Here is a 24,224-nt window from a genome sequence, read left to right as displayed (position 1 = left end):
AATAGAAGTTATATCATAAGCTTTTTATTTTGTTTTAGATGGATAAAATACTAATGGAAGTGTTTAATTATTATAAAATACTTCCTGTTGATATTAATAATGTTTAACATTATAATATTTTAGTATTAACATTATAATGAGAAAGGTAGAGATTCCATGAGCACTTTTATGTTTAAGAATAAAACTTTAGATTATACTCCTGTAAGTAATGTGTTCATAGATAGGTACATGGCAAAGGCTAGAGGTGAATACGTCAAGGTTTATCTCCTTGGGCTTAAGTATTGCATAAGTGGAGAACTTGGTGCAAACTCCGGTCTAATTGCTTCAACTCTTTCTCTTTTAGAGACAGATGTGTTAAATGCCTGGAATTATTGGCATGATGAGGGCATAGTGAAAATGTCTGCTATTGATAATATGGGAAACTTCAACATTGAATTTCTAAATCTAAGCAATACTCAAGAAGATGGAGAGAAAAACCTGAATCTTTTAAGAGAGCTAGATAACTCTTCAGTAAAAGGAATGTTGCAAGATATAGAAAAACTAATTGGCCGTCCTCTATCCCCTAAGGAAATGACCCTTTACTTAGGTTGGCAAAAGGATTTTAATTTTTCCCCTGAGTTAATTTTATTATTGATTCAGTATTGTGTATCTAAAGGAAAAAATGATTATAGATACATAGAAAAAATAGCAATTGCATGGCATGATTCTAAAATAAAGGATATTGAAGGTGCCCAAAGCTTCATAAAAAAACATGAAGATAAGTGGATTAATATAAGAAAGATACTTACATACTTAGGAGTCAAAAATGCTGATATAATGAAGCCTCAAGAAGAAATCCTTGAGAAATGGCTAAGTGTTTATAAGTTTCCTATTAATATTATTTATAAAGCCTGCGATATATGTTTTGAAAGACTAAACAGGGCAGATTTTAAATATATTGATGGTATATTAAATAGCTGGTTTAAAGATAATATCAAGAGTTTAGAAGATATTGAGAAAAAAGACAGAAAAAAACTTACTCATAAGCCTATTATAAATAACTCCACTAATTCCAAGGGCAACTTCAACAACTATGAACAGCGTACTTATGATTTTGATGAATTAGAAAGAAAACTATTAGGATGGGATAACAATGATTAACAGTCATCACCTTGAAATAATGAAAATTTATGAAGATATTAGAACTAAAGAGCAGGATAATCTAAGAAAAAGAAGAGCTGAAATTGAAGCTAAGCTTCCTGAAGTGATTGAAATTGAAAACAATATAGGTAAACTATGTATTCAAATGTCTTTGAATGCTCTTAGAAATTTAGAAAGTAGAGACGAATACTTAAATGAAGTGAAGGAAAATATAACAACTCTTAGGATAAAAAAATCTGAACTTCTAGTATCTCACGGATATTCTATGGATTACCTTGAGTTAAACTATAACTGTCCCAAATGTAAGGATACTGGCTTTTTAGGAAAAGTGAAATGTGCCTGCTATAAACAAAAATTAGTTAAAATTTATTATAATAATGCAGATTTATCAAAGCTTTTGCAAAAAAATAATTTTGATAACTTTAAATTAGATTACTATTCCACCTCAAATAATGGCCCAGAAAGGTTTAGCCCAAGAGAAAACATCGAACAAATCGTAAGTAAAACTTGGAGCTTTATAAAAAACTTTAAGGATACTGATGAAAATCTTCTTTTCTACGGCAATTCTGGAACTGGGAAGACCTTTTTATCTCATTGTATTGCTAAAGAATTATTAGATAAGGGATACTTCGTAGTGTATAAAACCTCAGAAGAGCTAATTAAGAGTTTAAAGGACATAAAATTTAACGGCAACTTAGAATTAGAAGAGCATCTTATAAATTGCGATTTATTAATTATTGATGACTTAGGAACTGAAATGTCTTCAGATTTTTCTAAGACTGAGTTATTTAATTTATTAAATGGAAAGTTGTTAAGGGGAAAGAAGATGCTTGTATCCACTAATTATTCACTAGATGGCCTTACAAACATGTACTCTGAAAGAATAACTTCAAGACTTATAGGGAATTTTGACTTATTTAAGTTTTATGGAAATGATATTAGATTACAAAAGAAGATGGCATAAAAGACAAGGGCTTCCTTGTCTTTTTTTATTAGATTCAAAGGTGAACACTTATTTTACTCAATTTCCCCAAGTCTTAAGGTAGGCAAGGTGGTAATAATGATAAACTAAGTCTTAACTATGTTTTCTAAGTTATAATTTTCATAATTTAGTTTCATAATTAAATATATCAAAAAACGAAAAAAACCTTGAATATAATTCAAGGTTTTTGGAGCTGGCAATAGGAATCGAACCTACAACCTGCTGATTACAAGTCAGCTGCTCTACCGTTGAGCCATGCCAGCAAAGTATGGCGACCCAGAAGGGACTCGAACCCTCGACCTCCGGCGTGACAGGCCGGCACTCTAACCAACTGAGCCACTGGGCCATATATGGTGGTCGCAACAGGGATCGAACCTGTGACCCTCTGCTTGTAAGGCAGATGCTCTCCCAGCTGAGCTATGCGACCGCAAATGGTGACTCCTAGGGGAATCGAACCCCTGTTACCACCGTGAAAGGGTGGTGTCTTGACCGCTTGACCAAGGAGCCATATGTCATTTATCTTTTGCTTATCGGGATTATTTTGCTATCTTCCGGCTCACCCGACATGTATTATAATACAAAAAATTTCACCTTATGTCAACAACATTTTAAAAGTTTTTTTATTTTTTAACCTTGTAATTTTTTCCCTGAAAGGTTTTATAGGTTTATTGATTTATTTATTGCCTATACTTATAGTATATCCTTTAGGGTTTTTATGGATTTTTATACCTTGCTTTTATCAAATATAAATGATAAATATATCAATAATTCTTCTCTAGTTTATACCATTTTTATGAAAACTCTTTTAGATAATCCTAGCTATCATTTGAATTGTAAATAATATAAACTAGGACATATGAGAAGTATTATATAAGATTTCTTGAAAAAGCTGCTGAAAAACATTACTCTTAAATATATACTTATGCTTGATATTAAGAAAGGAGATTTAATATTGAATTATGATTTAATTATTATTGGTGGTGGAGCTTGTGGTATTACAGCTTCAATTATGGCTAAAAACCTAGGTATAAACGTTGCTTTAATTGAAGGATCTGATAGGATTGGTAAAAAAATTCTCACTACTGGCAATGGAAGATGTAACATAACCAATTCTGGCCTTAGTTATTTAAGATATCACAGTGACAATAATTTATTTTTTAAATATACATTAAATGCTTTTCCTTTAGAGAATACTATAAATTATTTTAATTCCTTAGGTCTTTATCTAATTACTTTAGAAGAGGGCAAAATGTACCCAATGTCCTTGCAGGCTTCCTCTGTATTAGATATTTTTAGAATGAACCTTGAGGATAAGGCTATTCCCATTTATGTTAATACTAAGGTTAAAGAAATTAAAAAAGATAAAAATTTTAAGATAGTTTCCCAAAATGGAGAGGTATTTACTAGTAAGTATGTCCTACTTTGCACTGGGGGGAAAAGTTATTCTAAGACCGGCTCTGATGGCTCTGGATATAACCTAGCTAAAGCTTTAGGGCACAATATTATTCCCACTGCCCCTGGGCTTGTACAATTAAAGCTTCAATATAATAGACTTAAAGCCATATCTGGAATAAAGTTTGATGGTTCTGTATCAATATTTTTAAATGGAACCTTAAAGAGAGTAGAAACTGGAGAAATTTTATTTACTGACTACGGCATTTCTGGACCTCCAATTCTTCAACTTAGTAGATTTGCTTCTAAAGGAGTGTTGAATAAAAACAGTGTCACTATCAAAGTAGATATGATGAAGGATTATTCTAAGGATAGCTTGATAGACTTTTTGGAAAGTCATTTTGCTATGTTCTCTCATCGTTCCATTTCAGATAATTTAGTGGGCATTATTAATAAAAAACTCATCCCCATTATCCTTAAAGAAGCTGGTGTGGAAGATATTCACTCAATTACTTATAATGTTACCTATGATATAAGATATAAGCTTTATAATTTATTAAAAGAGTGGGACTTTAGTGTATGTGGAACTAACTCCTTTGACAACGCTCAGGTCACCTTAGGTGGCATCGACACCACTGAGGTAAGTGAGACTACCCTTGAATCAAAATTAGTTTCTAAACTTTACTTTGGCGGAGAAATATTAGATGTGGATGGGGATTGTGGCGGCTTTAATCTTCAATGGGCTTGGAGTAGCGCTAATCTAGCAGTAAAAAGCATTTACAATGCTTTAAATTCAAAGTAAGTATCCATTAATTCTATAGCCTACAGTTAATTAACTACATATCTGGAGCTAAAACTTTTATATAAATTTAGTGATAAACTATATATAGCTTAATGATTAGCCTAAAATAATAAAGGTAAGAAGTATCCTTCTTACCTTTATTATTTATATTAAACTATTCAACTGCTTTGTTTAATTCTTGTAAAAGTTCCTCTAAGTTAATTCCATGAACCATAGCTGCTTCTTCTAAAGTCTCAGCTTGAGCTGATGGGCAACCTACGCAACCCATTCCAAATCTCATTAATATTTCTGGAGATTGTGGGTAAGTTCTAACTATTTCACCAATTGTCATTGTTTTTGCTATTTTCATATATATCACCTCATAAATTATTTTAATTATATTATGTTTATAATGTATTTTTAATATTCTCTATGAACTTATTATAGCACTAAGGAGAAATAATTAGTGTAACTTATGTTACAAGATTCATTTTATTTTTCTATAGATAAAATTTATTTATAGCTTAGTTTAAATATAAACTACTCTAATTCATTCAAGAGTTTCTGCATAAGTTTTAACTTGTACCTAAATATTATAAATAAATTACTCCCTCACAAAATTATGAAATAAACCTTAAGCACAAAAAGAGCTACTGCTATAAAAATTACTTTTTATCTTAAACAGTTGCCCTTTTTATATTGGTTTTTGTTTTAATTAATTATAACTTATTTACCATCATAGTTTGATCTCTTCTTGGGCCCACAGATATAATTGAAATATTAACACCTGTAAACTCTTCTATTCTCTTTAAATAAACCTTTGCATTCTCAGGTAGTTCTTCATAGGCTCTTGCATCCTTAATGCTTTCATCCCATCCATCAAACTCTTCATATACAGGCTCACATTTAGCTAAATCTTCTAAGCTTGCTGGGAAGTAGTCTATAACTTTATCCTCTAACTTATATCCAACACATACTTTAAGTTTTTCAAGACCAGCTAAAGTGTCTATCTTAGTTATACCAAAGCTCGTTAACCCTGAAATTCTAGCTGCAGTTTTAAGTATTACTAGGTCAAGCCATCCACATCTTCTACTTCTTCCTGTAGTAGTACCATACTCAAAACCTTTTTCTCTAATCCAATCCCCTGTTTCATCATTTAACTCTGTTGGGAATGGTCCTTTACCTACTCTTGTAGTGTATCCTTTAACAATTCCTACTGCACCATCAACCATAGTAGGTCCTATTCCTGCACCAGTACAAACTCCTCCAGCTACAGTATTAGAAGATGTTACATAAGGATAAGATCCAAAGTCTATATCAAGAAGAGTTCCTTGAGCTCCCTCAAATAAAACTTTTTTTCCTGCTTTTATGCTATCATATATTCTAACGGAAGTATCTGTAACATATGGCTTTATTCTTTCTCCATACTTAACATAAGCTTCATAAACTTCATTAAAATTAAGTTGCTCTCCATCATAAACCTTTGCTATTAGTGTATTTTTCATCTCTAAATATTCTTCGAGCTTTACCTTAAGCACCTCAGGTTTTATTAGATCACAAATTCTAATTCCACATCTTTCAACCTTATCTGTATAGCAAGGACCTATGCCTTTTCTAGTTGTGCCAATATCATTTTTACCTCTTGCCTCTTCCTTTAGTCCATCAAGTAACTTATGATATGGCATGATAACTTGTGCTCTATCACTAATTAATAATCTTTCTGGAGTAATATCTTCACCTAAAGCTCCTAGGTAATCAACCTCCTTGAAAAGCGCTTCAGGATCTACCACTACACCATTAGCAATAATATTCAACTTATCCTTATATAATATGCCTGAAGGTATAAGATGAAGCTTATATTGTTTATCTCCTACTTCAACAGTGTGACCTGCATTATTTCCGCCTTGGAATCTAACAATTACTTCTGCAGTTTCTGCTAAGTAATCAGTCATCTTCCCCTTTCCTTCATCTCCCCATTGAGCTCCTAATACTACGTATGATGACATAAAAATTCCTCTCTTTCTTTTACTAAATCATATATTATTAAACAAATTAATGGTAAAAACTAATTATACTTTTTGCCTAAAATTCTAGCCACATACACTCCACTAGCTGAAGCTTGTGACAAAGAGTGAGTTACTCCTGATCCATCACCAAGAACGTATAAACCCTTTATTTTTGTCTCTAAATTATTATCTACTTCCACATTTGAGTTGTAGAACTTAACTTCAACACCATATAAAAGAGTATCTTCATTAGCACTACCTGGTGCAATATTATCTAGAGCATAAATCATCTCTATTATAGCATCTAATTGGCGTTTAGGAATTACTAAGCTCAAATCTCCTGGTGTAGCCTTTAAAGTTGGATTTGTAAAGCTCTTGCTAAGCCTATGTTCATTAGTTCTTCTTCCTTTAACCAAATCGCCAAATCTTTGAACTAATACTCCTCCACCCAGCATATTACTAAGTCTTGCGATAGACTCTCCATATTCATTACTGTTTTTAAAAGGCTCAGTAAAGTTATTAGAAACTAACAGTGCAAAGTTTGTATTTTCTGTATGAAGTTCTGGATTTGAATAGCTATGACCATTTACTGTTACTATTCCATTAGTATTCTCATTTACTACCTCTCCATGAGGATTCATGCAGAAAGTTCTAACTAAATCTCCATACTTCTTAGTTCTATAAACTACTTTACTCTCGTAGACCTCTGAAGTTATGTGTTCAAACACTGCTGCTGGAAGTTCAACTCTAACCCCAATATCAACTCTATTACTTCTAGTTTCTATTCCTAATTTCTCACAAACCTTAGATATCCATTTAGAACCTGAACGTCCGCTTGCTACTATTAAGTCTTTGCATTTATACTCTCCATTATCAGTAGCAACTATGAAATCTTCTCCATCCTTACAAATATCTTTAACTTCTGTATTGAAAATCATATCTATTTTTTCTTTTAAATGATTATACATATTTCCTAATATCTTAAGATTTCTGTCTGTACCAAGGTGTCTTACCTTAGCATCTAATAAATGCAAATCATGTTGAAGCGCCTTAGTTTTTAACATACTATTAGCTGTAGAATATAGTTTTGCATCACTTCCACCATTGTCACAAAGAACTTTATCTACATAATACATTAAATCTAAAGCTTCTTCCTTACCAATATATTTATATAAATCTCCACCGAAATTGTTTGTAATATTATATTTTCCATCTGAAAGACTTCCTGCTCCTCCATATCCATTCATTATATTGCAATATTTGCAATGGATACAGCTTTTTATAGTCTTTCCATTAATAGGGCATCTTCTCTTTTCTAAGCTATTTCCTTTTTCAATCATCAAAACCTTTGCCTTAGAATTTAAAACTGTAAGCTCATAAGCTGAAAATATTCCACTAGCGCCTGCGCCAACGATTATAATATCATATAAGTTATTCATTATTATCACCCCATAATTATATTATCAAAATTCACTTACTTTAGTCAATGAAAACACGAATATTTATATTTAATACAATTAAATAATTCGTAAAAAAATTCCTGTTATTATTTAAATTTTTTACTTACTTCCGTAGATTTATGCTAAATTTGTAGACAATTCTAAAGGTGATTTTTTTATATATGAATTATTCACAATAAATTTCTTATTAATAGCTTATCTATTAAATCAGAAAACACCGTTTAAACTGTCTTTAAAAGCAATTTAAACGGTGTTCTTTATTTAACCTTAGACTTATATAATGTTATATTTTCTAAGCTATAAATTTTCTCTGAGAAATCTCCTTCATCTACATCATGTAGGGCTTTTTGCATATCATACATTCTAGCATCTAATATATCTAAATAATGAAGCATTTCAGCTTCGGGAATCATAGGCTTTTTAGGACTTCCATACTCAGGTTCGTAATGGTGGGATAGAATCATATGTTGAAGCAACATTATAACTTCATTATCTGCCTCTAACTCTTTACCAGCTCTATCTATTAGGTTAATTCCAAGAATTATATGTCCTAAAAGCTGCCCTTCTGTAGTATATTGAGAAACTATACCTAATTCACTAGAGTCCATTTCATAAATTTTTGCAATATCGTGTAGAATAATTCCAGCATATAAAAGATCTTTATTTAAATGAGTATAAATTTCTAAAAGTTTTTCCCCTGCTTTGAGCATAGTAGTTGTATGATATAAAAGTCCTCCCCTTATGGCATGGTGGTTGGATTTCGCTGCAGGATAATGCATCATCTTATTACTACATTGTAAAATTATATTTTCTACAATGCCTCTTATATCTTTATTTTCTATCTTCTCTATAAACTCTAATATAGTATCAAACATATCTTCTGATTTATAGGGTGCTGACAGCACGAAATCATCAATATTAATTTTATCCTCAGAGGTTATATTTCTTATTTTTTCAATTTTTAACTGCAGTTTACCTCTATATTCATTGGCCACTCCTCTAACCTTCACTACCATGTTATCCTTAAACATTTGTTCAAGTTCACTGCTCCACTCCCAAAGCTTTGCATTTATTTCTCCAGTAGAATCTGTAAGATTAAAGTCTAAATACTTATTTGTACTACTATTATTTGTTACCTTACAATCTACAGTCTTTACTAAGAAATACCCCTCTATCTTATCATTTTTATTGAAATCTACTATTTTTTTATATACCATGTAATCTCTCCTCAAACCTGGATTTAATGAGTCTATGTGCTATTATTACCATATACCTATAATTATAATATATTTATTCATTTGTACAATAAATAGTAAATAAGATTTTATTACCCTTTCTATTAATAGTACAAAATTTAAAGAATCATATTATAAAATATTTTTAAACATAATCACATAAATGAATATTATCAAATTCAAAAAAAATATACAATAATAATCGAGAAAAAGATGTGACTAAAAATCACATCTTTCTATGCTGCCTCTTCAATAGAATTTTTACTTCTCTTTATTTTTCTTCCATCTTCGTCTGTAAACTCACTTAAGGATATAATCACTAAATCGACCAAAGTCCAAATTCCAAACCCACCAAGGGTTAACAGCATTAGAATTGCAGTGCCACCTTTTCCTACATAAAACCTATGAAATCCAATTAAGCCTAAAAGGATACATAAAATTAATACTACAGACCATTTTTTATTACTTACATCTTCTTTTTCTGATGAATCTACTGTATTATTTTCCTCTTTTTTTACCTCTTGAGCTCTGGAGTTAATTTCATTAGGTCCATCTTCCTCCAAAAGGTTATGACCACAATTAGAACATGTAAGTGCACCACTGTCATTAATAAAGTTACACTTAGTACATAACATAAGGATAACACCTCACTTATCAAACTATATATATATCCTTATGTTAATTTGCATCTTTATATTACTTTTAATTTAAGATTAATAAAGTTACTAATAAACTTAATTCCTATATTAAGATGACTTCAAGCCATACAAAAAATCTATTGTTGATGTACCACATCAAGATTTCCAAACTTACTGTATTGACCAAGCCATGCAAGCCTCACTGTTCCAACTGGACCGTTTCTTTGTTTTGCAATTATACACTCAGCCACGTTTTTTTCTTCTGTTTCCTTATTATAGTACTCATCTCTATATAAAAACATAACTAAGTCAGCATCCTGCTCAATAGATCCAGACTCTCTTAAGTCAGATAACATTGGTCTATGATCCGCCCTTTGCTCTGGTGCACGTGAAAGCTGTGATAGTGCAATTACTGGGCACTTCATTTCCTTTGCTATAGCTTTAATACTTCTTGATATTTCAGAAACCTCTTGTTGTCTATTATCTGGGTTACTTCCACTCATAAGCTGAAGATAATCAATAATTATCATATCTATACCATGTTCAAGCTTTAATCTTCTACACTTTGAACGCATTTCCATTACTGAAATACCTGCAGTATCATCTATGAAAATTTTAGCAGCTGCAAGTGGACCTGAAGCTCTTGCAATATTTTCCCAATCCTTATCTTCAAGATTACCTGTTCTAAGCCTTAACATATCTACATTAGCTTCTGCACACAAGAGTTTATAGGCAAGCTGCTCTTTACTCATCTCTAGAGAAAAGATAGCTATCTTTTTTCCTGCTCTAAGTGCTGCATGTTGAGCTAAGTTAAGAACAAAGGTAGTTTTCCCCATAGAAGGTCTTGCTGCAATAAGTACCATGTCTCCGCTTTGAAAACCGGAAGTTTTATCATCAAGATCCTTGAATCCACTTGGTACTCCAGTAGTATCCCCTTTATTATTGAACATTCTCTCAATCTCTAAAAATCCTCTTTCTAGCACTACATTCATTGGCTCGAAATCACTTGAATTTTTCGTTTGAGAAAGACCAAAGATTTTTTTTTCTGCTAGATCCATTACTGCTTCAACATTATCTTGTTTATTGTAACTCTGCTCTATTATTTCTGTAGAAGTTCTTATAAGTTTTCTTAAGGTAGATTTATCTTCCACTATTTGTATGTAAGAACTTATGTTAGCTGTAGTTGGTACAGAACTACTTATTTCTGTTATGTAAGTTATTCCTCCGGCTTCCTCCAGCTTCTCTGTAGACCGTAAATAATCCAGTAAGGTTATCATATCTACTGGTGTATCCTTTTGATACAGCTCTCTTATAGCACTAAAAATCACCTTATGGGTATCTCTATAAAAATCTTCTGCATTTAACACCTCTACTGCTTGAGCAATAGCTGTTTTATCTATAAGCATAGACCCAAGCACTGATTGTTCTGCATCCAGATTTTGAGGCATACTTCTAATAGTTTCTTCCATGTAATCATCTCCCTTCTAGTAATATGAATAAATTGCAAAGTATTTCTACATTAAAGTATTAAAATCTAATTAATTATAAATTATAACCCTGCCATATAATTATAGCAGGGTTTAAAATTTATAAAATATATTTTAAAACACTATATCTAATAATTCCTCGATAGTTGATACTACCTGAACTTCTATATCTTCAAGACCAACTGGAACTTCCTTCTCATTGTCTTTTGGTACAACAACGGTTTTTATACCTTTTCTTCTAGCACCATAGACTTTTTCGAAGATTCCTCCTACTGGTTTAACCTTACCTCTTAAAGATACTTCCCCTGTTACTGCAATATCTTGTCTTATAGGTTTATTAAGTAGTGCACTGATTATACATACCGTTATGGCAGCTCCTGCTGAAGGTCCATCAATTTTTCCACCACCTACAATATTTACATGTATATCATAATCCTTAATATCCTTATTTGTTATTTTTCTTATAACTGAAGCTGCATTAAATACAGAGTCTTTTGCCATAGATCCAGCAGTCTCATTAAACCTTACAGTTCCTGCTCCCTTTTCCTTAGCTTCAAACACTACGGCTTCTATCTCTAAAGTAGAGCCTAAAAATCCTGCAACCCCAAGTCCATATATTTGTCCAACTTCTTTTTCACTATTGTTATTTGTCTCTTCATAAGGCTTCATCCTACTTATTGAGATAACTTCATTTAAATCCTCAAAAGTTATAAGAGTATCCTTATCTTCATTATAGCCTTTATTATATAAAACATATCCATATACATCGGCTAATAAATTGACTGCCTTTCTTCCTTCTATGGTATATCTGCTTATTTCTTTAGCAATACCATCCTCTAGCTTAAGGTTTAACTTTTTAGCAGCATTTAATACAATATTTTCTATATCTTTAGTTGAAAGTGGCTCAAAATATACTTCAGTACATCTTGATCTTAAGGCTGGATTTATTTCTCCAGGTTCTCTAGTGGTTGCCCCTATAAGAACAAAATCCGCTGGAGCTCCCTTATCAAATAAAAACTTTATATATTGAGGAGTATTCTCATCATCTGGATCATAGTAAGAAGATGAAAACTCTACTCTCTTATCTTCTAAAACCTTTAATAGCTTGTTTTGAAGTGTTGAATCTAACTCTCCAATTTCATCTATAAATAATACTCCACCATGGGCTTCTGTAACGAGACCTGGCTTTGGTTCTGGTATTCCTGTTTCAGCTAAATCTCTTTTACTTCCTTGATAAATAGGGTCATGCACTGAGCCTAAAAGTGGATTTGCGATTTCTCTTGGATCCCATCTTAAGGTTGTCCCATCCACTTCCACAAACTTAGCTTCCTTATCATAAGGAGTATATTTTAGCTTTCTAGCTTCTTCTAATGCAAGTCTTGCTGCACTAGTTTTCCCTACCCCAGGAGGTCCATATAAAATAATATGTTGTGGGTATGGAGAAGACATTTTTGAAATTAAAGATTTTATAGCCCTATCTTGTCCAACAATTTCTGAAAAACCTTCAGGTCTTAGCATGGACATGATGTTTTTTGTAAGTTTTTTAGAATCTAAAACTTCTAACTCCGCATATTTTTTTAATGTTTTTGCATTCTCTGGTCCCTTTTGTTTTTTAAGGATGCCTAATCTTAGTTCCTCTACATACTTATCTTGCTTTTCAATTAAGTACTGTTCTACTTGAGTTTCGATTTTGTTTTGAACATATCTTTTAGCTACCAAATCACTTAAAGCTTTACTTGTTGCTTCTAAAACCTCTAATGCATTGCTACTGTTAGGAGTTATTTCTATTCCTTTGCCATTAGTAACAATTTTGTTTAAGGCATATAGTTTTTTATAAATATCTTTGCTATTAATATACTTTTGTAGCTTATACTTAACCACCCTAGCCTTTATTGTTCCTTCGTCTAGTACCTTATGCATAAGTTCAAACATTACTTCTACTTGCATGTCTACAGATATTGTTTTATCAAAATCAAAGGTATTAAATTCATTAATAGATTGTAATCTCAAAATTAAGTCGCATTAGAAGGCACCGTAAGCCCCCTAATGCATTTCCTCCCTTCGGCTCTTAAAATTAGCAACTATTACTCTGAAACAACAACCTTTATTTTTGTAGATACTTCTGGATATAGTTTAACCTCTACATCGAAAGTTCCCATAGTCTTTATAGTGTCCATTACAATTTTCTTTTTATCGATATCTACATTATGTTGTTTGTTAAGTTCCTGAGCAATATCCTTGCTTGTTATGGCTCCAAATAGCCTTCCATTCTCTCCTGCTTTAGCCGTAAGCTTAACAATTTTATCCCTAAGTTCTCCAGCTAATTTTTGAGCTGCTTCAATTTCAGCAAGCTTTTTCTTTCTATCTGCTTCATTCTTTTTATTTAAAATGTGCATATTAACATCATTGGCTTCTTGAGCTAATTTCTTAGGAAATAAAAAGTTTCTTGCATATCCATCTGAAGCATTAATCACCTCTCCTTTTTTTCCTACTCCCTTAACATCTTGTAATAATATAACTTTCATTACTTTTCACCTTCCCTTAAGTATTTATCTATGGCATCATTTAACCTGTCTGTAGCTTCATCTAAACTCATAGATTTAAGCTTTGCACCAGCCATGGTCATATGCCCACCCCCACCTAAGGATTCTAGTATTACCTGCACATTAATATCACCAAGTGATCTTCCGCTAATATAAGCGTCTCCTTCCATTTTAACAATAACGAAGGATGCTTGGATACCTGTAATATTTAGCAATTCATCCGCTGCTTGGGCAGTTAATACAGTATCTTCTATATTTGGAGGACATTTTGCCACTGCTATTCCATTTTTCACCTGTGCTGCCTTAATTATTTCAGCACGCATTAAGTAAACTTTTAAATCATCTGTGAAAATTCTTTTCACATCTATGGTATCTGCACCAAGTCTTCTTAAAAATGCTGCTGCTTCAAAAGTTCTTACACCAGTTTTAAAGTAAAAATCCTTAGTATCAACGCAAATACCAGCCAGTAATCCAATAGCTTCAATTTTTCTTAGTTTTGGCTTTTCTACCATATATTGAATCATTTCAGTTACTAGCTCTGCTGTAGAGGATGCATAAGGCTCTATATAGCTAAGTAAAGTTCCTTGAATAAAATCTTTAGCTTTTCTATGGTGGTCTATTACTACTACCTTATCAAAGGAATTAACCACATCCATAGAAAGCACATACCCCTCATTATGAACATCCACTAATATTAGAAGACTCTTTTCATTTTTATATAATTTAGTTTTTTCAATATTAATAAAGGTATCAACATAATCCTCATCTTCATCAAGTATATCCAGCATCTGCTTAACTGCATTGTTAGGACCATCTAAAACTACATAACATTCCTTATTTAAGGATTTAATTATGCTATACATTCCAATAGCAGAACCAAGACAATCTATGTCAGGATTTTTATGTCCCATTATAAATATATTACTACTTTCATTTATAAGGTCAAGTAATACATGACCTATAACTCTTGCTCTAACCTTAGTTCTCTTTTCTACTTCCTTAGTTTTGCCACCATAGAAGGACAATTTTTCAAAACTTTTTACTACTACCTGATCTCCTCCACGGCCTAAAGCTAAGTCTTTAGCAATTACTGCAAAGTCATGATTTTGTGCAGGAGTTTCTCCCCCACGACCAATACCCATACTTAATGTTACAGCTAACTTATTTCCCACATTAATCTCTCTAATGGTGTCTAAAATTTCAAACTTTTTCTCCATTTCTTTCTCAATGTGCTTATCTTTAGTGGTTAGTACATATTTGTTAGATGCATATTTTCTAATCATTGCATCTAGGCTTTGAGCATAACTGTTTATAGTTCTTTCAATATCTGCTACTAACTGTGGAGCTGTACCCTCTGTAGAACTTTTTATAACATCATCTAAATTGTCCACTTCAATGAGCATTATACTTTCTTTATTTTCATTAATATTTTTTAATAGCTTTACTTTTTCTGTAACATCATAAAAATATAATAATATTATCTTATCGTTTTCATCACTTGAAATTTCAATATCTATAATATTGATGTATATATCATAAAAACTATCTCTTATTTGGATATTATTATATACTTCCTTTTTGCCTTCAATTACCTGCTTTATATTAAATTCCTTTATTACTTCCTTGATGTTTTTTCCTAATATTTGCTCTCCCTCAAGCTTTGAAGATAAGTTAGGATTATACCAAAGTATATTTCCTTTATTACCAACCATTATTAAAGGAAAAGGTAATTTAACAAAAGTACTTGTTGTTGCTATATCCATTTTAGAAGATACTGATTCAATAAACTTTTTTAATTCGGATTTCTTATTCTTTATAGTTATTACATTATAAACTACAAGGACAATATAAAAAACTAAAGCCATAATACCAACTATAAAATGTTTAAAGTAAAAAATTATTCCTATTAATATAGCAATTAACATCATATAAACTTTACTGCTACCTAGGTTAAAAAAGCTATATTTCAATTCTTTATTATCCATAAACTACACCTTTCTCATTCTATAAGGGTCTAGTCTTCTAAAGTCTAATATCATTTCTGCAAAACCAATGGTAAAATATACATATCCTAATCCTAAGATAAAAGAAAAGAATATTAATAAAAAAGTAACTCTCTTAGATAATAGTCTCTTTCTTCTTAAATAATATACTGTTGCTGCAATTCCATTTAAAAGAAAAACAACTCCCATTACTGCAAAAACTGCCTTATAAAAAAATTGTGCTCCATGAACATTCTTTCCACTTAGTATTATACCAATACAAGTAAGCCCTATTAAAAATGCTCCTATTAAGTTAGAAACATAAAACTCACTAAAATGTAAAACTTCCTTTACCTCATATTTCAACCTTTTTAAAATCATCATTGAAACTACATAATTTACATAAGCTGATATAAAGCTATAAGCCAAAATACTTGAAGGTAAAAAAATTAACATATTTTCTATATTTATTAGTGCTAAACTCTTATCCATCTGTTCTAGTTGTTTACTACTAATTCCCATATTCGCATAATAACCTTTTATTTCCTCTGCTGAAGCTTGAAAACTACCTATAATCATATCCATTGATTCTTTTAATGATGATACTAAGCTGGTCTTCTCTACAAATATAAGAAATAGTGACGCAGTTATAATAGTTGTTAAAATGCAAGCTAAAGTTAATAGCATTATAGTAAAATAGGAACTTTTCTTATTTTTAATACAGTACCCTAGTGTTAACCCAACTAAAGAATAACTTATGGCTGAACTTATTGATACTATTGGATTAAACATAAGTGCTGTGATTATAGTGCTGACTACTATGCAACTTATGGTAATTTTAAAATTTTGTCTTAAAAATAATACAGCAATGGGTATAGGCAAAATCAATGTTCCAAAGTAAGATAATACTGGCACATATCCTGTTATAATTATAATAACAATAATAAATACTGCCATAAATGCTGCTTCTACCATGGCATTTGTATTATATTTTGATTTTTCCATAATTCCCTCCTTTAACTTCTTTCTCTTATGTGATTGTAAAGCTTACTTAAACTTTTTCCCTCTCTTTCCATTGGATCATCTTCAACCATACCAATTTTCAACTTACGTTTCATACTTTCATCAACGGCTAGATGGGAATATCCTAGTTTTTCTGCTAATATATATAACATTATTATTGCACCGGATATGCAATCTAGTAGTGCATCATGTGCTATATTGCTGCCCTTACTTAAAAGTTTAAAAATGTCTCCTATAGCACATAGAAGCTCAGCTTTTAAACCTTCTACCACTTTAACATTGGACATAATATTAAAATCTTCTTTTCTCACCTAAACCACCCTTTCTCAGAGGCTATAAATCTATTTTAGTTATTTTTATATATTTATGCAATATTAGAAAAATCAACTGGTTAACATTTTTACAATAAATGGATATATTCTATTATACTATATATTTACATTATTACATATACTTATAAATTAAGATATATTATATATTATAATTTGAATTCTATATTTGTATTATCCTATAATTGGAATATAATTAATCTCTTTATCTTCATTATTTTTCTAATTTATTAAATATTTTAGAAATTTTTTGTAAAAAAAGTTGATTTTCCTTAATAATCAGGTATTTCCTCTTATTCATAACAAAATAAGCAGAGCTAAACTGCTCTGCTTGCCTAGTTAACTTCCTTAGTTTCTTCACTCTTTTTTATTATCTTTTTAATACTATTTTCAAACTTATTTCTAGGCAGCATAACTATCCTATCACAACCTAAGCACCTTATCTTAACATCTGCTCCAACTCTTATAACTTCCCATTGCTTACTTCCACAGGGATGAGTTTTCTTTGTTTCAACGACATCATGTAAGTCAAACTCTTTCATTTAATTATTCTCCCCTCTATTTATGAATTACATAATTAAGTACTTTATATAGTAGCTTTAGGCATCTTCAAAAATAAATAAGTCAGTATGCTCGTCTATTTTGTGTTATACTGTGTCAACAGAACCCTTAGATAGCTCCACTATCTAAGGAACCTGCTTCCGTGTCTAACTCAAAATATCCTTCACATCTTTGACTTGTTATTTATTTTCAGATGCCTTAATTATGTAGTAAATATCTGAAATTGGTCTTTGCTAAATTATTTTATTCCATTATATTATATCAGTTTCCTAAAGGAAAGTGCATTATCATAAGTTATAAATTCAGTTTGTAGTTAACTATAAGACTTATACTTTAAAATGTTTACTCTAATATAAGCTGCAGTGATTAAACTATAATTATCTAGCTATATTTATAGCTATTCCACTATGAACAATCAAAACTAAGTTATAACATTTATAATATTATAACTTAAATATATAAAAATAAGTAATACCTACAAAAGATATTACTTATTTTAATCACTTATATTTTATAACTCAATCTGTTTAAGTACATTGTCATTCAACTGAAATGCACCTTTATAGGTTAGCTTGTTATCATTTACTAATTCTTTTAAACCTTGGATATCACTTTGACCAATCCTAAGACTTATTCCACAGCTCTTTGTTATATAAGTAGGTGTTGGCATCATAACAACTTTAATTTGAGAACTTAAACAAGCGCTTTCCGCCTTCATTGCTTCATGAGTATTATTAAAAGTTAAAATATAAAAATTGTTCATTCTCATCTCTCCTGCTATGTATCTATAGTTTTATTGTCCTTGAACTATTCATAAGCTCTATTATAGCATACATGTTTGTAACTTCACCAACTTTTAGTGTATCCTTAATCTTGTAAAAATCAAGACATAATCCGCAACTCTCGATTTTTACGCCTCTTTCTTGTAATTTTTCAAGACTTTCTAGCACTAGAGAACCTTCTACAACAAGCTTTACCCCACTATTTAGTAAAACTAAATTACTTGGAATTTTATCTGCTTCTGAAAGAGCAAATAAATAACTTTTCATAAGGGCTATTCCTAGGTCATCATCACCATTTCCTAATTTATCTGAACCAATCACAATTGTAAACTTTTCATTACTTAAGTTTTCATTAATTATAGCTTTTTCTTCTTCTTGTATCTGACCTTTTGTTATTATTATGTGATAAAGTCCATCTTTTTCCTCAATCTCATATTTAAATCCACTATTTTCTGCAAACTTAACTATATTATTTTTAGCTACCTCGTTATCTACTATAGTAGTGCTAGCTCCACTTTCTATAGTATCAAAATATTTTTTTGTATTTACTACTGGAAGTGGACAATTCATTCCCTTACAATTTATTATATTACTCATAATATCGACTTAACGTCTTCCCCCTTTGTTTTTATGAATTTTAAATATTTTTATTAACCTTAATATTATGTTATTATTCTATTATATATATTAGTAATTTTTGCACATAACTAACTATATAAGCTATAACCTTATTAGACTATAATCTTTTATAAATAACTTATATACAAAACAGATAAATTCTCTAACCATTAACTAAAAAACTTATGTTAAACTAATACTTTTGAATTACTTAAATCACCACTTTAAATTGTTAACGTATTAAATTTAAAAAGCGAAATTTTATTTTTTAATACTTATACTAATACATATATATTTTATTTCTATTAGTGTATTATTTAATTATATCAAAGGTATTCAATAATAACTATTTGGATTATAAATAGATAATTTATATCTATTTATTTAATCTATTAACTTGATTAAACATAATAAGGAGGACTTACTTTTATGCAAATATATTTAGATAATGCTGCTACAACCTTTCCTAAACCAACTTCTGTATATAATGCTATGATGAACTATATGACAAATATAGGTTCAAATCCTGGTAGAGGAGCCTCTAGTTCATCCCTTAAGGGTAATAAAGTAATTTTTGAAGCTAGAAATACTTTAGCAAACTTTTTTCACTTTGAAAAAGTTGAAAACTTAATTTTCACGCCTAACATAACTTATTCCTTAAATATGCTTATAAAGGGATCTGTTAAGCCTGGCTGGCACGTTATTACTTCCGTTATGGATCATAATAGTACTTTAAGAACTCTACATAACCTAGCTAACTCTGGAACTATTGAGCTAGATATTTTAAATTCTAATAATCTCGGCGAAATTAGCATCGATGAGTTTAAGGAAAAAATTAAATCAAACTCAAAACTAGTAATACTATCTCATGGCTCTAATGTTACTGGTACTATACAACCTTTAAAAGAAATAGGAAAAATATGCAAAGAAAGAGGAATTCATTTAATTATCGATAGTGCTCAAACTGCTGGAGTTCTAGATTTAGATTTCCATGAACTTAATTGTAGTGCACTTGCATTTACTGGTCATAAAAGTATGTTTGGGCCACAGGGTATAGGTGGTTTTTTAATAAGTGATGAGTTTAATGAGATTTGTACTTCACTTATCGAAGGTGGTACTGGAAGTGTTTCCTCAGATATATTTCAGCCAAATTTCTTACCAGATAAGTTTGAAAGTGGTACAATGAATGGGCCTGCAATTGCAGGATTATTAGAAGGAATTAAGTTTATTAATTCTGAAGGCCTAACTACAATAAAAGAACATGAAGATTACCTAACTAAGCAGTTTATACAAGGTGCTTTAAGTATCCCTACAATCCATGTTTATGGCCATAAAGATATTTATAATTCTGAAGGAATCTCTCATAGGACTTCTACTATATCTATAAACTCAAGTAAAATTGATAATAGCGAACTTGGATTTTATTTGGATTCACAGTATGGCATAACTACAAGAACTGGCCTCCACTGTGCCCCTTTAGCTCATAAAGCCATCGGTACCTATCCAAATGGAGCTCTACGTTTTAGTTTTGGTTACTTTAATGATTTAAAGGATGTAGAGTATGCTCTTTCTTCTATTAACAAGATAATTAATACTCTATAACTTTTAAATTATATCTAAGTTAATTTAAGTGTTTTTAAAAATTTTATATTAAAAAGTATACAACCCCTCTTCTGTGTCAATAATTTCATATAGGAGGGGTTCATTTATGATTAATAAACTAACTTTTGATTCTTTATCTCATGATTGTGCTTATAACATTAGAGAAGCTTTATCCAAAGAGTTACTACCTATAATTAAATTAAATAAAGACATAGTAATCTTATGTATAGGAACTGATAGATCCACTGGTGATAGTTTAGGTCCCCTAGTAGGTGATAAATTGAAATTCTTAGTAAGAGATAAAATTCACATTTATGGAAATTTAGAAAATCCTGTTCATGCTAAAAATATAATAGATATAATAGATAATATTTATAAAAAACATACAGATCCCTTTGTAATTGCAATTGATGCTTCCCTAGGTGCTCTGCAAAATGTAGGAAAAGTTGTTATAGAATCAAAACCATTAAGTCCTGGCGCTGCTTTAAATAAGGATCTACCTAAGGTAGGTGACTTAAGTATAACTGGAATTGTTAACATATCTGGGTCACTAGAATTCATGGTACTTCAAAATACTAGACTTTACGTTGTTATGAAGCTTGCTGAAGCTATATCAACTGGAATTTATCATACTATATTAAAAACTATCGGTGGAAAGAAATCTTCCGTCCATTTATCTAAAGATGTAGTTACTGATTTAGTTAGTAACTTAGAAAGCTAGGTTATTATGCCTTCTACTTTTACTTAGTTTTATAAAAACTAAATTTATTTAACTATTATATCAGTGTATATTATAAAATTATAAATTTATTATATGAAACCTATGTATTTTTCTAAATAAGATACTTTTCAATGCAATTGTTTATTTAATAACAACATATCAAGTGTAGTAACTTTGCCATAGCTTAGGTAAGTCACTGAAATGACAATATTTCTATATTTTTTCTCTTCTTAAATTAGAAGAGAAATCTTATATTTAGAATACAATAAATTTATTTTATATATATCTAATTGTATTTTGCATTTCTTTAATATAAGTTACCTATAATTATTTTATGATGTAGAAATAATATTACAATTTATATATTAAAGATCTCACTTCTGGTAACAATAATACCTTAAAAATATTTATAGAATGACTTTTAAACTTAAAATAGCCCTCTTCTAAAGTTTAACTTTAGAAGAGGGCTATTACTAATTATTAAGCTTTCATATTAAATCTATGACATTAATTCTTTTAACAATAAATAATATATTATTTTTTAAAATACTACAAAATTCTTAAATGTTTCACATGAAACACTATAGCTCTCGTGATGTATATATTGCATTTTCTTCTTGAACACTTACATCTTTAAAATTATACTCTCTCATCTTAATTATATTTTCTATTTCATTAGTTGATTTACTGCCTTTATCAATAATTAAAGTACCATCCTTTTTATATGTACTTCCAAAGTTATACTTAATTAAGTCATCATTCTTTAAATCGCAGATAATAACATCGTAGTTCCCACACTCTTCACTTTCCAAATGTACATCATATCCTCTTTTAGATAACTCATTTGCAATATTATTATATTCTCGTGAAACCGCAATTTTCATATTTATGACCTCCTTAATACTCAGTATTAACATAAATATAGTTATTTAATCCCTTATATACTTCCTTTTGATTTATAAAAAGCCAAATTCAACACTTAACTCATAAATTACTCGCTTTAGCTACTTAAAGGCTTTTAAGTAGTAAAAACCACACTTTTACCTTATAAATCTATAGAGAAACTATCTTAACTTTTAATCTATCTTATAACAAGTGGCTTCTCCAAAAATATAACCATAAGGAACATTTAATTCCTTTTAACCTGAATGTACTATAAACATCTAAGTTGCTCTTAATTTCAAGAGCTTTCTATACTTAAAGTTATATAAGCTTTAAACTTTTCTACCTATAGATAGTCCATAACATAGTTCTTGATGAAGTTCAGTATTTGCAATGTTTGAGAGTAAAAATATTTTAACTTTTCATGCAGTGTCTATATAATACTAACTAATCAACTATTTATTTAGCATATAGTAATAGGTATTTTATTAATTCTATTGAAATTACTCTCTTTATACTGCAAAATTCTAAAGCAAAACTCCTATCATTTAAACTGATAGGAGTTTTATCTTATAAACTCTTATTAATATTTTATAATATCTTTATTATGACTTACCAATGAATTTACTTAAATGAATAGTAAATAATTTCATAATTCAATTTCTACCTTGTATTAATTGCCTGATGTAAAACTTTTTCCTCTTCTTCAGACAAATCATATCTAGAAATTCCTTTATCTACCGGCTTAGCATAAGTGGTGCTTTCATTTCTTCCATAAATACTTGTTATAAGAACACCATTGTTGTTTCCATCAAGCAAAGCTATAGAATAGCTTAAATCACTTCCAATATCCTCAAAAGCCTTATATCTTATCATAGAAACTTTTTGAATACAATTTGTTGTTACCCTTGCAGTTTCATCACAAACAGCCTTTACCTGATCTGAAACAGTCTTTACTTCATCAACTTTGTCTAAATAGTTAATTAATAATTCCTCTAAGTTCTTGCTATTAGTTCCCCTCATAAGCTTTTTATATTTTCGCTCTACCTTATTTAAGGCTGTTAAACATATAATTACTATTATAATTAAAACAAAAACCAATGCACATAATGCAATTGTTATGTATATTTGAAACTCATTAATAAAGGTTAATATATTGTCCATTATTTATTTCTCATCCTTCCTATCTTTTGTTTCATGTGAAACATTACAGCTTTAGTAATTCTAATATTCTTTGCAAATCATCTTCAGAATAATATTCTATCTCAATTTTACCTTTATTATTATTCTTTTCATTTAATACAACTTTAGTGTTAAAATATCCTTCTAATTTACTTGTAATATCTTTGTGATAGGGATTTAATGTGGTTTTCTTTTCATTTTTCGTTTTATTATTCCCATAAACTTTTATTAATCTTTCAGTTTGCCTAACATTTAGATCTTCATCAATTACTTTTTGAGCAATTTCATACTGAGTATTGTTATCTTCCACACCAAGTATAGCTCTGCCATGTCCCTCAGATATTACTCCATCAATTAAGTAATCTTGAACTCTCTTATCTAAATTTAGCAATCTCATACAGTTTGCTATAGCACTTCGGGATTTCGAAACCTTTTTACTAATTTCCTCTTGAGTTAAATCAAAGTCCTTAATTAATTTTTTGTAGGCTAATGCTTCTTCAATAGGATTTAAATCTTCCCTAATTATATTTTCAATAAGAGAAACTTCCAGCACTTGCTTGTCAGATAAATCCATAATAACAACGGGAACTTCCTTTAGCCCAATAGACTTTGCAGCTCTCCATCTTCTCTCACCTGCAATAATAGTATATATATCTCCATCCTTCTTTAGAACAATCGGCTGAATTATTCCGTGTTCCTTGATTGATTCCGCAAGCTCCATTATTTTTTCTGGATCAAAGTACTTTCTTGGCTGGTTTTCATTTGGTCTTATTGAGTTAATTGAAATGTTTAGCACTGCATTACTATTTTCATTATCAAGGTTGTCTTCAGGTATTAAAGATGCTAATCCTTTGCCTAAAGCAGACTTCTTCATCATA

General features: G+C 30.2%; 22 protein-coding genes and 4 tRNA genes. 5 read left to right on the top strand and 21 right to left on the bottom strand.

Annotated features, from left to right (window positions below; translation table 11 throughout):
- Positions 1-156 precede the first annotated feature (156 nt).
- Together B3040_RS02725 and B3040_RS02720 are read left to right on the top strand one after the other, a co-directional pair.
- Positions 157-1,140 (top strand): DnaD domain protein, encoded by a 984-nt coding sequence (locus B3040_RS02725; RefSeq protein WP_291569935.1) that lies wholly within the window; start codon positions 157-159, stop codon positions 1,138-1,140.
- Positions 1,133-2,104, top strand: coding sequence for an ATP-binding protein (locus B3040_RS02720; RefSeq protein WP_291569933.1), 972 nt, complete (start codon positions 1,133-1,135; stop codon positions 2,102-2,104). The genes B3040_RS02725 and B3040_RS02720 overlap by 8 nt, the downstream gene beginning before the upstream one ends.
- A 206-nt stretch (positions 2,105-2,310) precedes the next feature.
- Here B3040_RS02720 and B3040_RS02715 read toward each other — a convergent pair.
- From B3040_RS02715 to B3040_RS02700, 4 genes are all read right to left on the bottom strand, one after another.
- Positions 2,311-2,385: transfer RNA gene (locus B3040_RS02715), tRNA-Thr, on the bottom strand.
- Between the two features lie 6 nt (positions 2,386-2,391).
- Positions 2,392-2,468: transfer RNA gene (locus tag B3040_RS02710), tRNA-Asp, on the bottom strand.
- Positions 2,469-2,473: 5 nt separating this feature from the next.
- Positions 2,474-2,549, bottom strand: a tRNA-Val gene (locus tag B3040_RS02705).
- Positions 2,550-2,554: 5 nt separating this feature from the next.
- A tRNA-Glu gene (locus B3040_RS02700) sits at positions 2,555-2,629 on the bottom strand.
- Positions 2,630-3,074: 445 nt separating this feature from the next.
- On the opposite strand from B3040_RS02700, the gene B3040_RS02695 reads away from it, so the two are divergent.
- Positions 3,075-4,316, top strand: coding sequence for an NAD(P)/FAD-dependent oxidoreductase (locus B3040_RS02695; RefSeq protein WP_291569932.1), 1,242 nt, complete (start codon positions 3,075-3,077; stop codon positions 4,314-4,316).
- Positions 4,317-4,470: 154 nt separating this feature from the next.
- Here B3040_RS02695 and B3040_RS02690 read toward each other — a convergent pair whose 3' ends face one another.
- The 14 genes from B3040_RS02690 to yedF all read right to left on the bottom strand — a co-directional run bounded on the left by B3040_RS02690 (position 4,471) and on the right by yedF (position 18,938).
- Positions 4,471-4,665 carry a DUF1858 domain-containing protein gene (locus B3040_RS02690; protein WP_017415129.1) on the bottom strand — a complete coding sequence of 65 codons (195 nt, stop codon included), beginning with the start codon at positions 4,663-4,665 and terminating at the stop codon, positions 4,471-4,473.
- 349 nt (positions 4,666-5,014) lie between these two features.
- Entirely contained in the window at positions 5,015-6,301 is a 1,287-nt protein-coding gene (locus B3040_RS02685) for an adenylosuccinate synthase (protein ID WP_291569929.1), read from the bottom strand.
- A gap of 59 nt (positions 6,302-6,360) precedes the next feature.
- Positions 6,361-7,740, bottom strand: coding sequence for an NAD(P)/FAD-dependent oxidoreductase (locus B3040_RS02680; protein ID WP_291569927.1), 1,380 nt, complete (start codon positions 7,738-7,740; stop codon positions 6,361-6,363).
- A 278-nt stretch (positions 7,741-8,018) separates the two neighbouring features.
- On the bottom strand, positions 8,019-8,978 hold the full coding sequence (locus B3040_RS02675; RefSeq protein ID WP_291569925.1) for a 3'-5' exoribonuclease YhaM family protein: 960 nt from the start codon (positions 8,976-8,978) through the stop codon (positions 8,019-8,021).
- A gap of 254 nt (positions 8,979-9,232) precedes the next feature.
- On the bottom strand, positions 9,233-9,631 hold the full coding sequence (locus B3040_RS02670; protein WP_291569923.1) for a TM2 domain-containing protein: 399 nt from the start codon (positions 9,629-9,631) through the stop codon (positions 9,233-9,235).
- Positions 9,632-9,771: 140 nt separating this feature from the next.
- A complete protein-coding gene (locus B3040_RS02665) occupies positions 9,772-11,103 on the bottom strand; it encodes a replicative DNA helicase (protein WP_291569920.1) in 1,332 nt (443 codons plus the stop codon).
- 132 nt (positions 11,104-11,235) lie between these two features.
- A complete protein-coding gene (lonC, locus tag B3040_RS02660) occupies positions 11,236-13,068 on the bottom strand; it encodes a Lon family ATP-dependent protease (RefSeq protein WP_291570012.1) in 1,833 nt (610 codons plus the stop codon).
- A gap of 137 nt (positions 13,069-13,205) precedes the next feature.
- Entirely contained in the window at positions 13,206-13,646 is a 441-nt protein-coding gene (gene rplI / locus B3040_RS02655; protein ID WP_017415136.1) for a 50S ribosomal protein L9, read from the bottom strand.
- Complete coding sequence (locus tag B3040_RS02650) at positions 13,646-15,649, bottom strand: DHH family phosphoesterase (protein WP_291569917.1); 2,004 nt, start codon at positions 15,647-15,649, stop codon at positions 13,646-13,648. The genes rplI and B3040_RS02650 overlap by 1 nt, the downstream gene beginning before the upstream one ends.
- Before the next feature lie 3 nt (positions 15,650-15,652).
- Positions 15,653-16,651: a YybS family protein gene (locus tag B3040_RS02645; protein WP_291569915.1), complete on the bottom strand. Its 999-nt coding sequence runs from the start codon at positions 16,649-16,651 to the stop codon at positions 15,653-15,655.
- 11 nt (positions 16,652-16,662) lie between these two features.
- Complete coding sequence (locus tag B3040_RS02640; RefSeq protein ID WP_017415139.1) at positions 16,663-16,980, bottom strand: MazG-like family protein; 318 nt, start codon at positions 16,978-16,980, stop codon at positions 16,663-16,665.
- A gap of 353 nt (positions 16,981-17,333) precedes the next feature.
- Positions 17,334-17,540, bottom strand: a complete 207-nt coding sequence (locus B3040_RS02635; RefSeq protein WP_291569913.1) for a DUF951 domain-containing protein — start codon at positions 17,538-17,540, stop codon at positions 17,334-17,336.
- A gap of 530 nt (positions 17,541-18,070) precedes the next feature.
- Positions 18,071-18,322 carry a DUF3343 domain-containing protein gene (locus B3040_RS02630; RefSeq protein WP_291569911.1) on the bottom strand — a complete coding sequence of 84 codons (252 nt, stop codon included), beginning with the start codon at positions 18,320-18,322 and terminating at the stop codon, positions 18,071-18,073.
- A gap of 22 nt (positions 18,323-18,344) precedes the next feature.
- On the bottom strand, positions 18,345-18,938 hold the full coding sequence (yedF, locus tag B3040_RS02625) for a sulfurtransferase-like selenium metabolism protein YedF (RefSeq protein WP_291569910.1): 594 nt from the start codon (positions 18,936-18,938) through the stop codon (positions 18,345-18,347).
- Between the two features lie 450 nt (positions 18,939-19,388).
- On the opposite strand from yedF, the gene B3040_RS02620 reads away from it, so the two are divergent.
- Positions 19,389-20,561, top strand: a complete 1,173-nt coding sequence (locus B3040_RS02620; protein WP_291569908.1) for an aminotransferase class V-fold PLP-dependent enzyme — start codon at positions 19,389-19,391, stop codon at positions 20,559-20,561.
- Positions 20,562-20,667: 106 nt separating this feature from the next.
- A complete protein-coding gene (gene yyaC / locus B3040_RS02615; protein WP_291569906.1) occupies positions 20,668-21,282 on the top strand; it encodes a spore protease YyaC in 615 nt (204 codons plus the stop codon).
- Between the two features lie 581 nt (positions 21,283-21,863).
- Here the strand turns inward: yyaC and B3040_RS02610 are convergent.
- The 3 genes from B3040_RS02610 to B3040_RS02600 form a co-directional block, all read right to left on the bottom strand.
- The gene (locus tag B3040_RS02610; RefSeq protein WP_291569904.1) at positions 21,864-22,166 is read right to left on the bottom strand and encodes a YkuS family protein; all 303 of its coding nucleotides are present in this window, start codon (positions 22,164-22,166) and stop codon (positions 21,864-21,866) included.
- Positions 22,167-22,827: 661 nt separating this feature from the next.
- Positions 22,828-23,328, bottom strand: a complete 501-nt coding sequence (locus tag B3040_RS02605) for a DUF4446 family protein (RefSeq protein ID WP_291569902.1) — start codon at positions 23,326-23,328, stop codon at positions 22,828-22,830.
- A 43-nt stretch (positions 23,329-23,371) separates the two neighbouring features.
- Positions 23,372-24,223, bottom strand: a complete 852-nt coding sequence (locus B3040_RS02600) for a ParB/RepB/Spo0J family partition protein (protein WP_291569900.1) — start codon at positions 24,221-24,223, stop codon at positions 23,372-23,374.
- Position 24,224 lies beyond the last annotated feature (1 nt).

Source organism: Clostridium sp. UBA4548, from assembly GCF_002387895.1.
GTDB lineage: Bacteria > Bacillota > Clostridia > Clostridiales > Clostridiaceae > Clostridium_J.
Note: the sequence above shows the minus strand (reverse complement) of the source record. Positions and strands in the feature narration are given on the sequence as shown.

What these genes read in the sequence shown, in the direction of transcription:
- B3040_RS02630 (WP_291569911.1), bottom strand. Translation starts at nt 18,322, where the DNA reads ATGAACAATTTTTATATTTTAACTTTTAATAATACTCATGAAGCAATG.
- yyaC (WP_291569906.1), top strand. Translation starts at nt 20,668, where the DNA reads ATGATTAATAAACTAACTTTTGATTCTTTATCTCATGATTGTGCTTAT.
- B3040_RS02670 (WP_291569923.1), bottom strand. Translation starts at nt 9,631, where the DNA reads ATGTTATGTACTAAGTGTAACTTTATTAATGACAGTGGTGCACTTACA.
- rplI (WP_017415136.1), bottom strand. Translation starts at nt 13,646, where the DNA reads ATGAAAGTTATATTATTACAAGATGTTAAGGGAGTAGGAAAAAAAGGA.
- B3040_RS02650 (WP_291569917.1), bottom strand. Translation starts at nt 15,649, where the DNA reads ATGGATAATAAAGAATTGAAATATAGCTTTTTTAACCTAGGTAGCAGT.
- B3040_RS02680 (WP_291569927.1), bottom strand. Translation starts at nt 7,740, where the DNA reads ATGAATAACTTATATGATATTATAATCGTTGGCGCAGGCGCTAGTGGA.
- B3040_RS02610 (WP_291569904.1), bottom strand. Translation starts at nt 22,166, where the DNA reads ATGAAAATTGCGGTTTCACGAGAATATAATAATATTGCAAATGAGTTA.
- B3040_RS02685 (WP_291569929.1), bottom strand. Translation starts at nt 6,301, where the DNA reads ATGTCATCATACGTAGTATTAGGAGCTCAATGGGGAGATGAAGGAAAG.
- B3040_RS02720 (WP_291569933.1), top strand. Translation starts at nt 1,133, where the DNA reads ATGATTAACAGTCATCACCTTGAAATAATGAAAATTTATGAAGATATT.
- B3040_RS02690 (WP_017415129.1), bottom strand. Translation starts at nt 4,665, where the DNA reads ATGAAAATAGCAAAAACAATGACAATTGGTGAAATAGTTAGAACTTAC.
- B3040_RS02600 (WP_291569900.1), bottom strand. Translation starts at nt 24,223, where the DNA reads ATGATGAAGAAGTCTGCTTTAGGCAAAGGATTAGCATCTTTAATACCT.
- lonC (WP_291570012.1), bottom strand. Translation starts at nt 13,068, where the DNA reads ATGCAAGTAGAAGTAATGTTTGAACTTATGCATAAGGTACTAGACGAA.
- B3040_RS02665 (WP_291569920.1), bottom strand. Translation starts at nt 11,103, where the DNA reads ATGGAAGAAACTATTAGAAGTATGCCTCAAAATCTGGATGCAGAACAA.
- B3040_RS02620 (WP_291569908.1), top strand. Translation starts at nt 19,389, where the DNA reads ATGCAAATATATTTAGATAATGCTGCTACAACCTTTCCTAAACCAACT.
- B3040_RS02645 (WP_291569915.1), bottom strand. Translation starts at nt 16,651, where the DNA reads ATGGAAAAATCAAAATATAATACAAATGCCATGGTAGAAGCAGCATTT.
- B3040_RS02725 (WP_291569935.1), top strand. Translation starts at nt 157, where the DNA reads ATGAGCACTTTTATGTTTAAGAATAAAACTTTAGATTATACTCCTGTA.
- B3040_RS02605 (WP_291569902.1), bottom strand. Translation starts at nt 23,328, where the DNA reads ATGGACAATATATTAACCTTTATTAATGAGTTTCAAATATACATAACA.
- yedF (WP_291569910.1), bottom strand. Translation starts at nt 18,938, where the DNA reads ATGAGTAATATAATAAATTGTAAGGGAATGAATTGTCCACTTCCAGTA.
- B3040_RS02675 (WP_291569925.1), bottom strand. Translation starts at nt 8,978, where the DNA reads ATGGTATATAAAAAAATAGTAGATTTCAATAAAAATGATAAGATAGAG.
- B3040_RS02635 (WP_291569913.1), bottom strand. Translation starts at nt 17,540, where the DNA reads ATGAAAGAGTTTGACTTACATGATGTCGTTGAAACAAAGAAAACTCAT.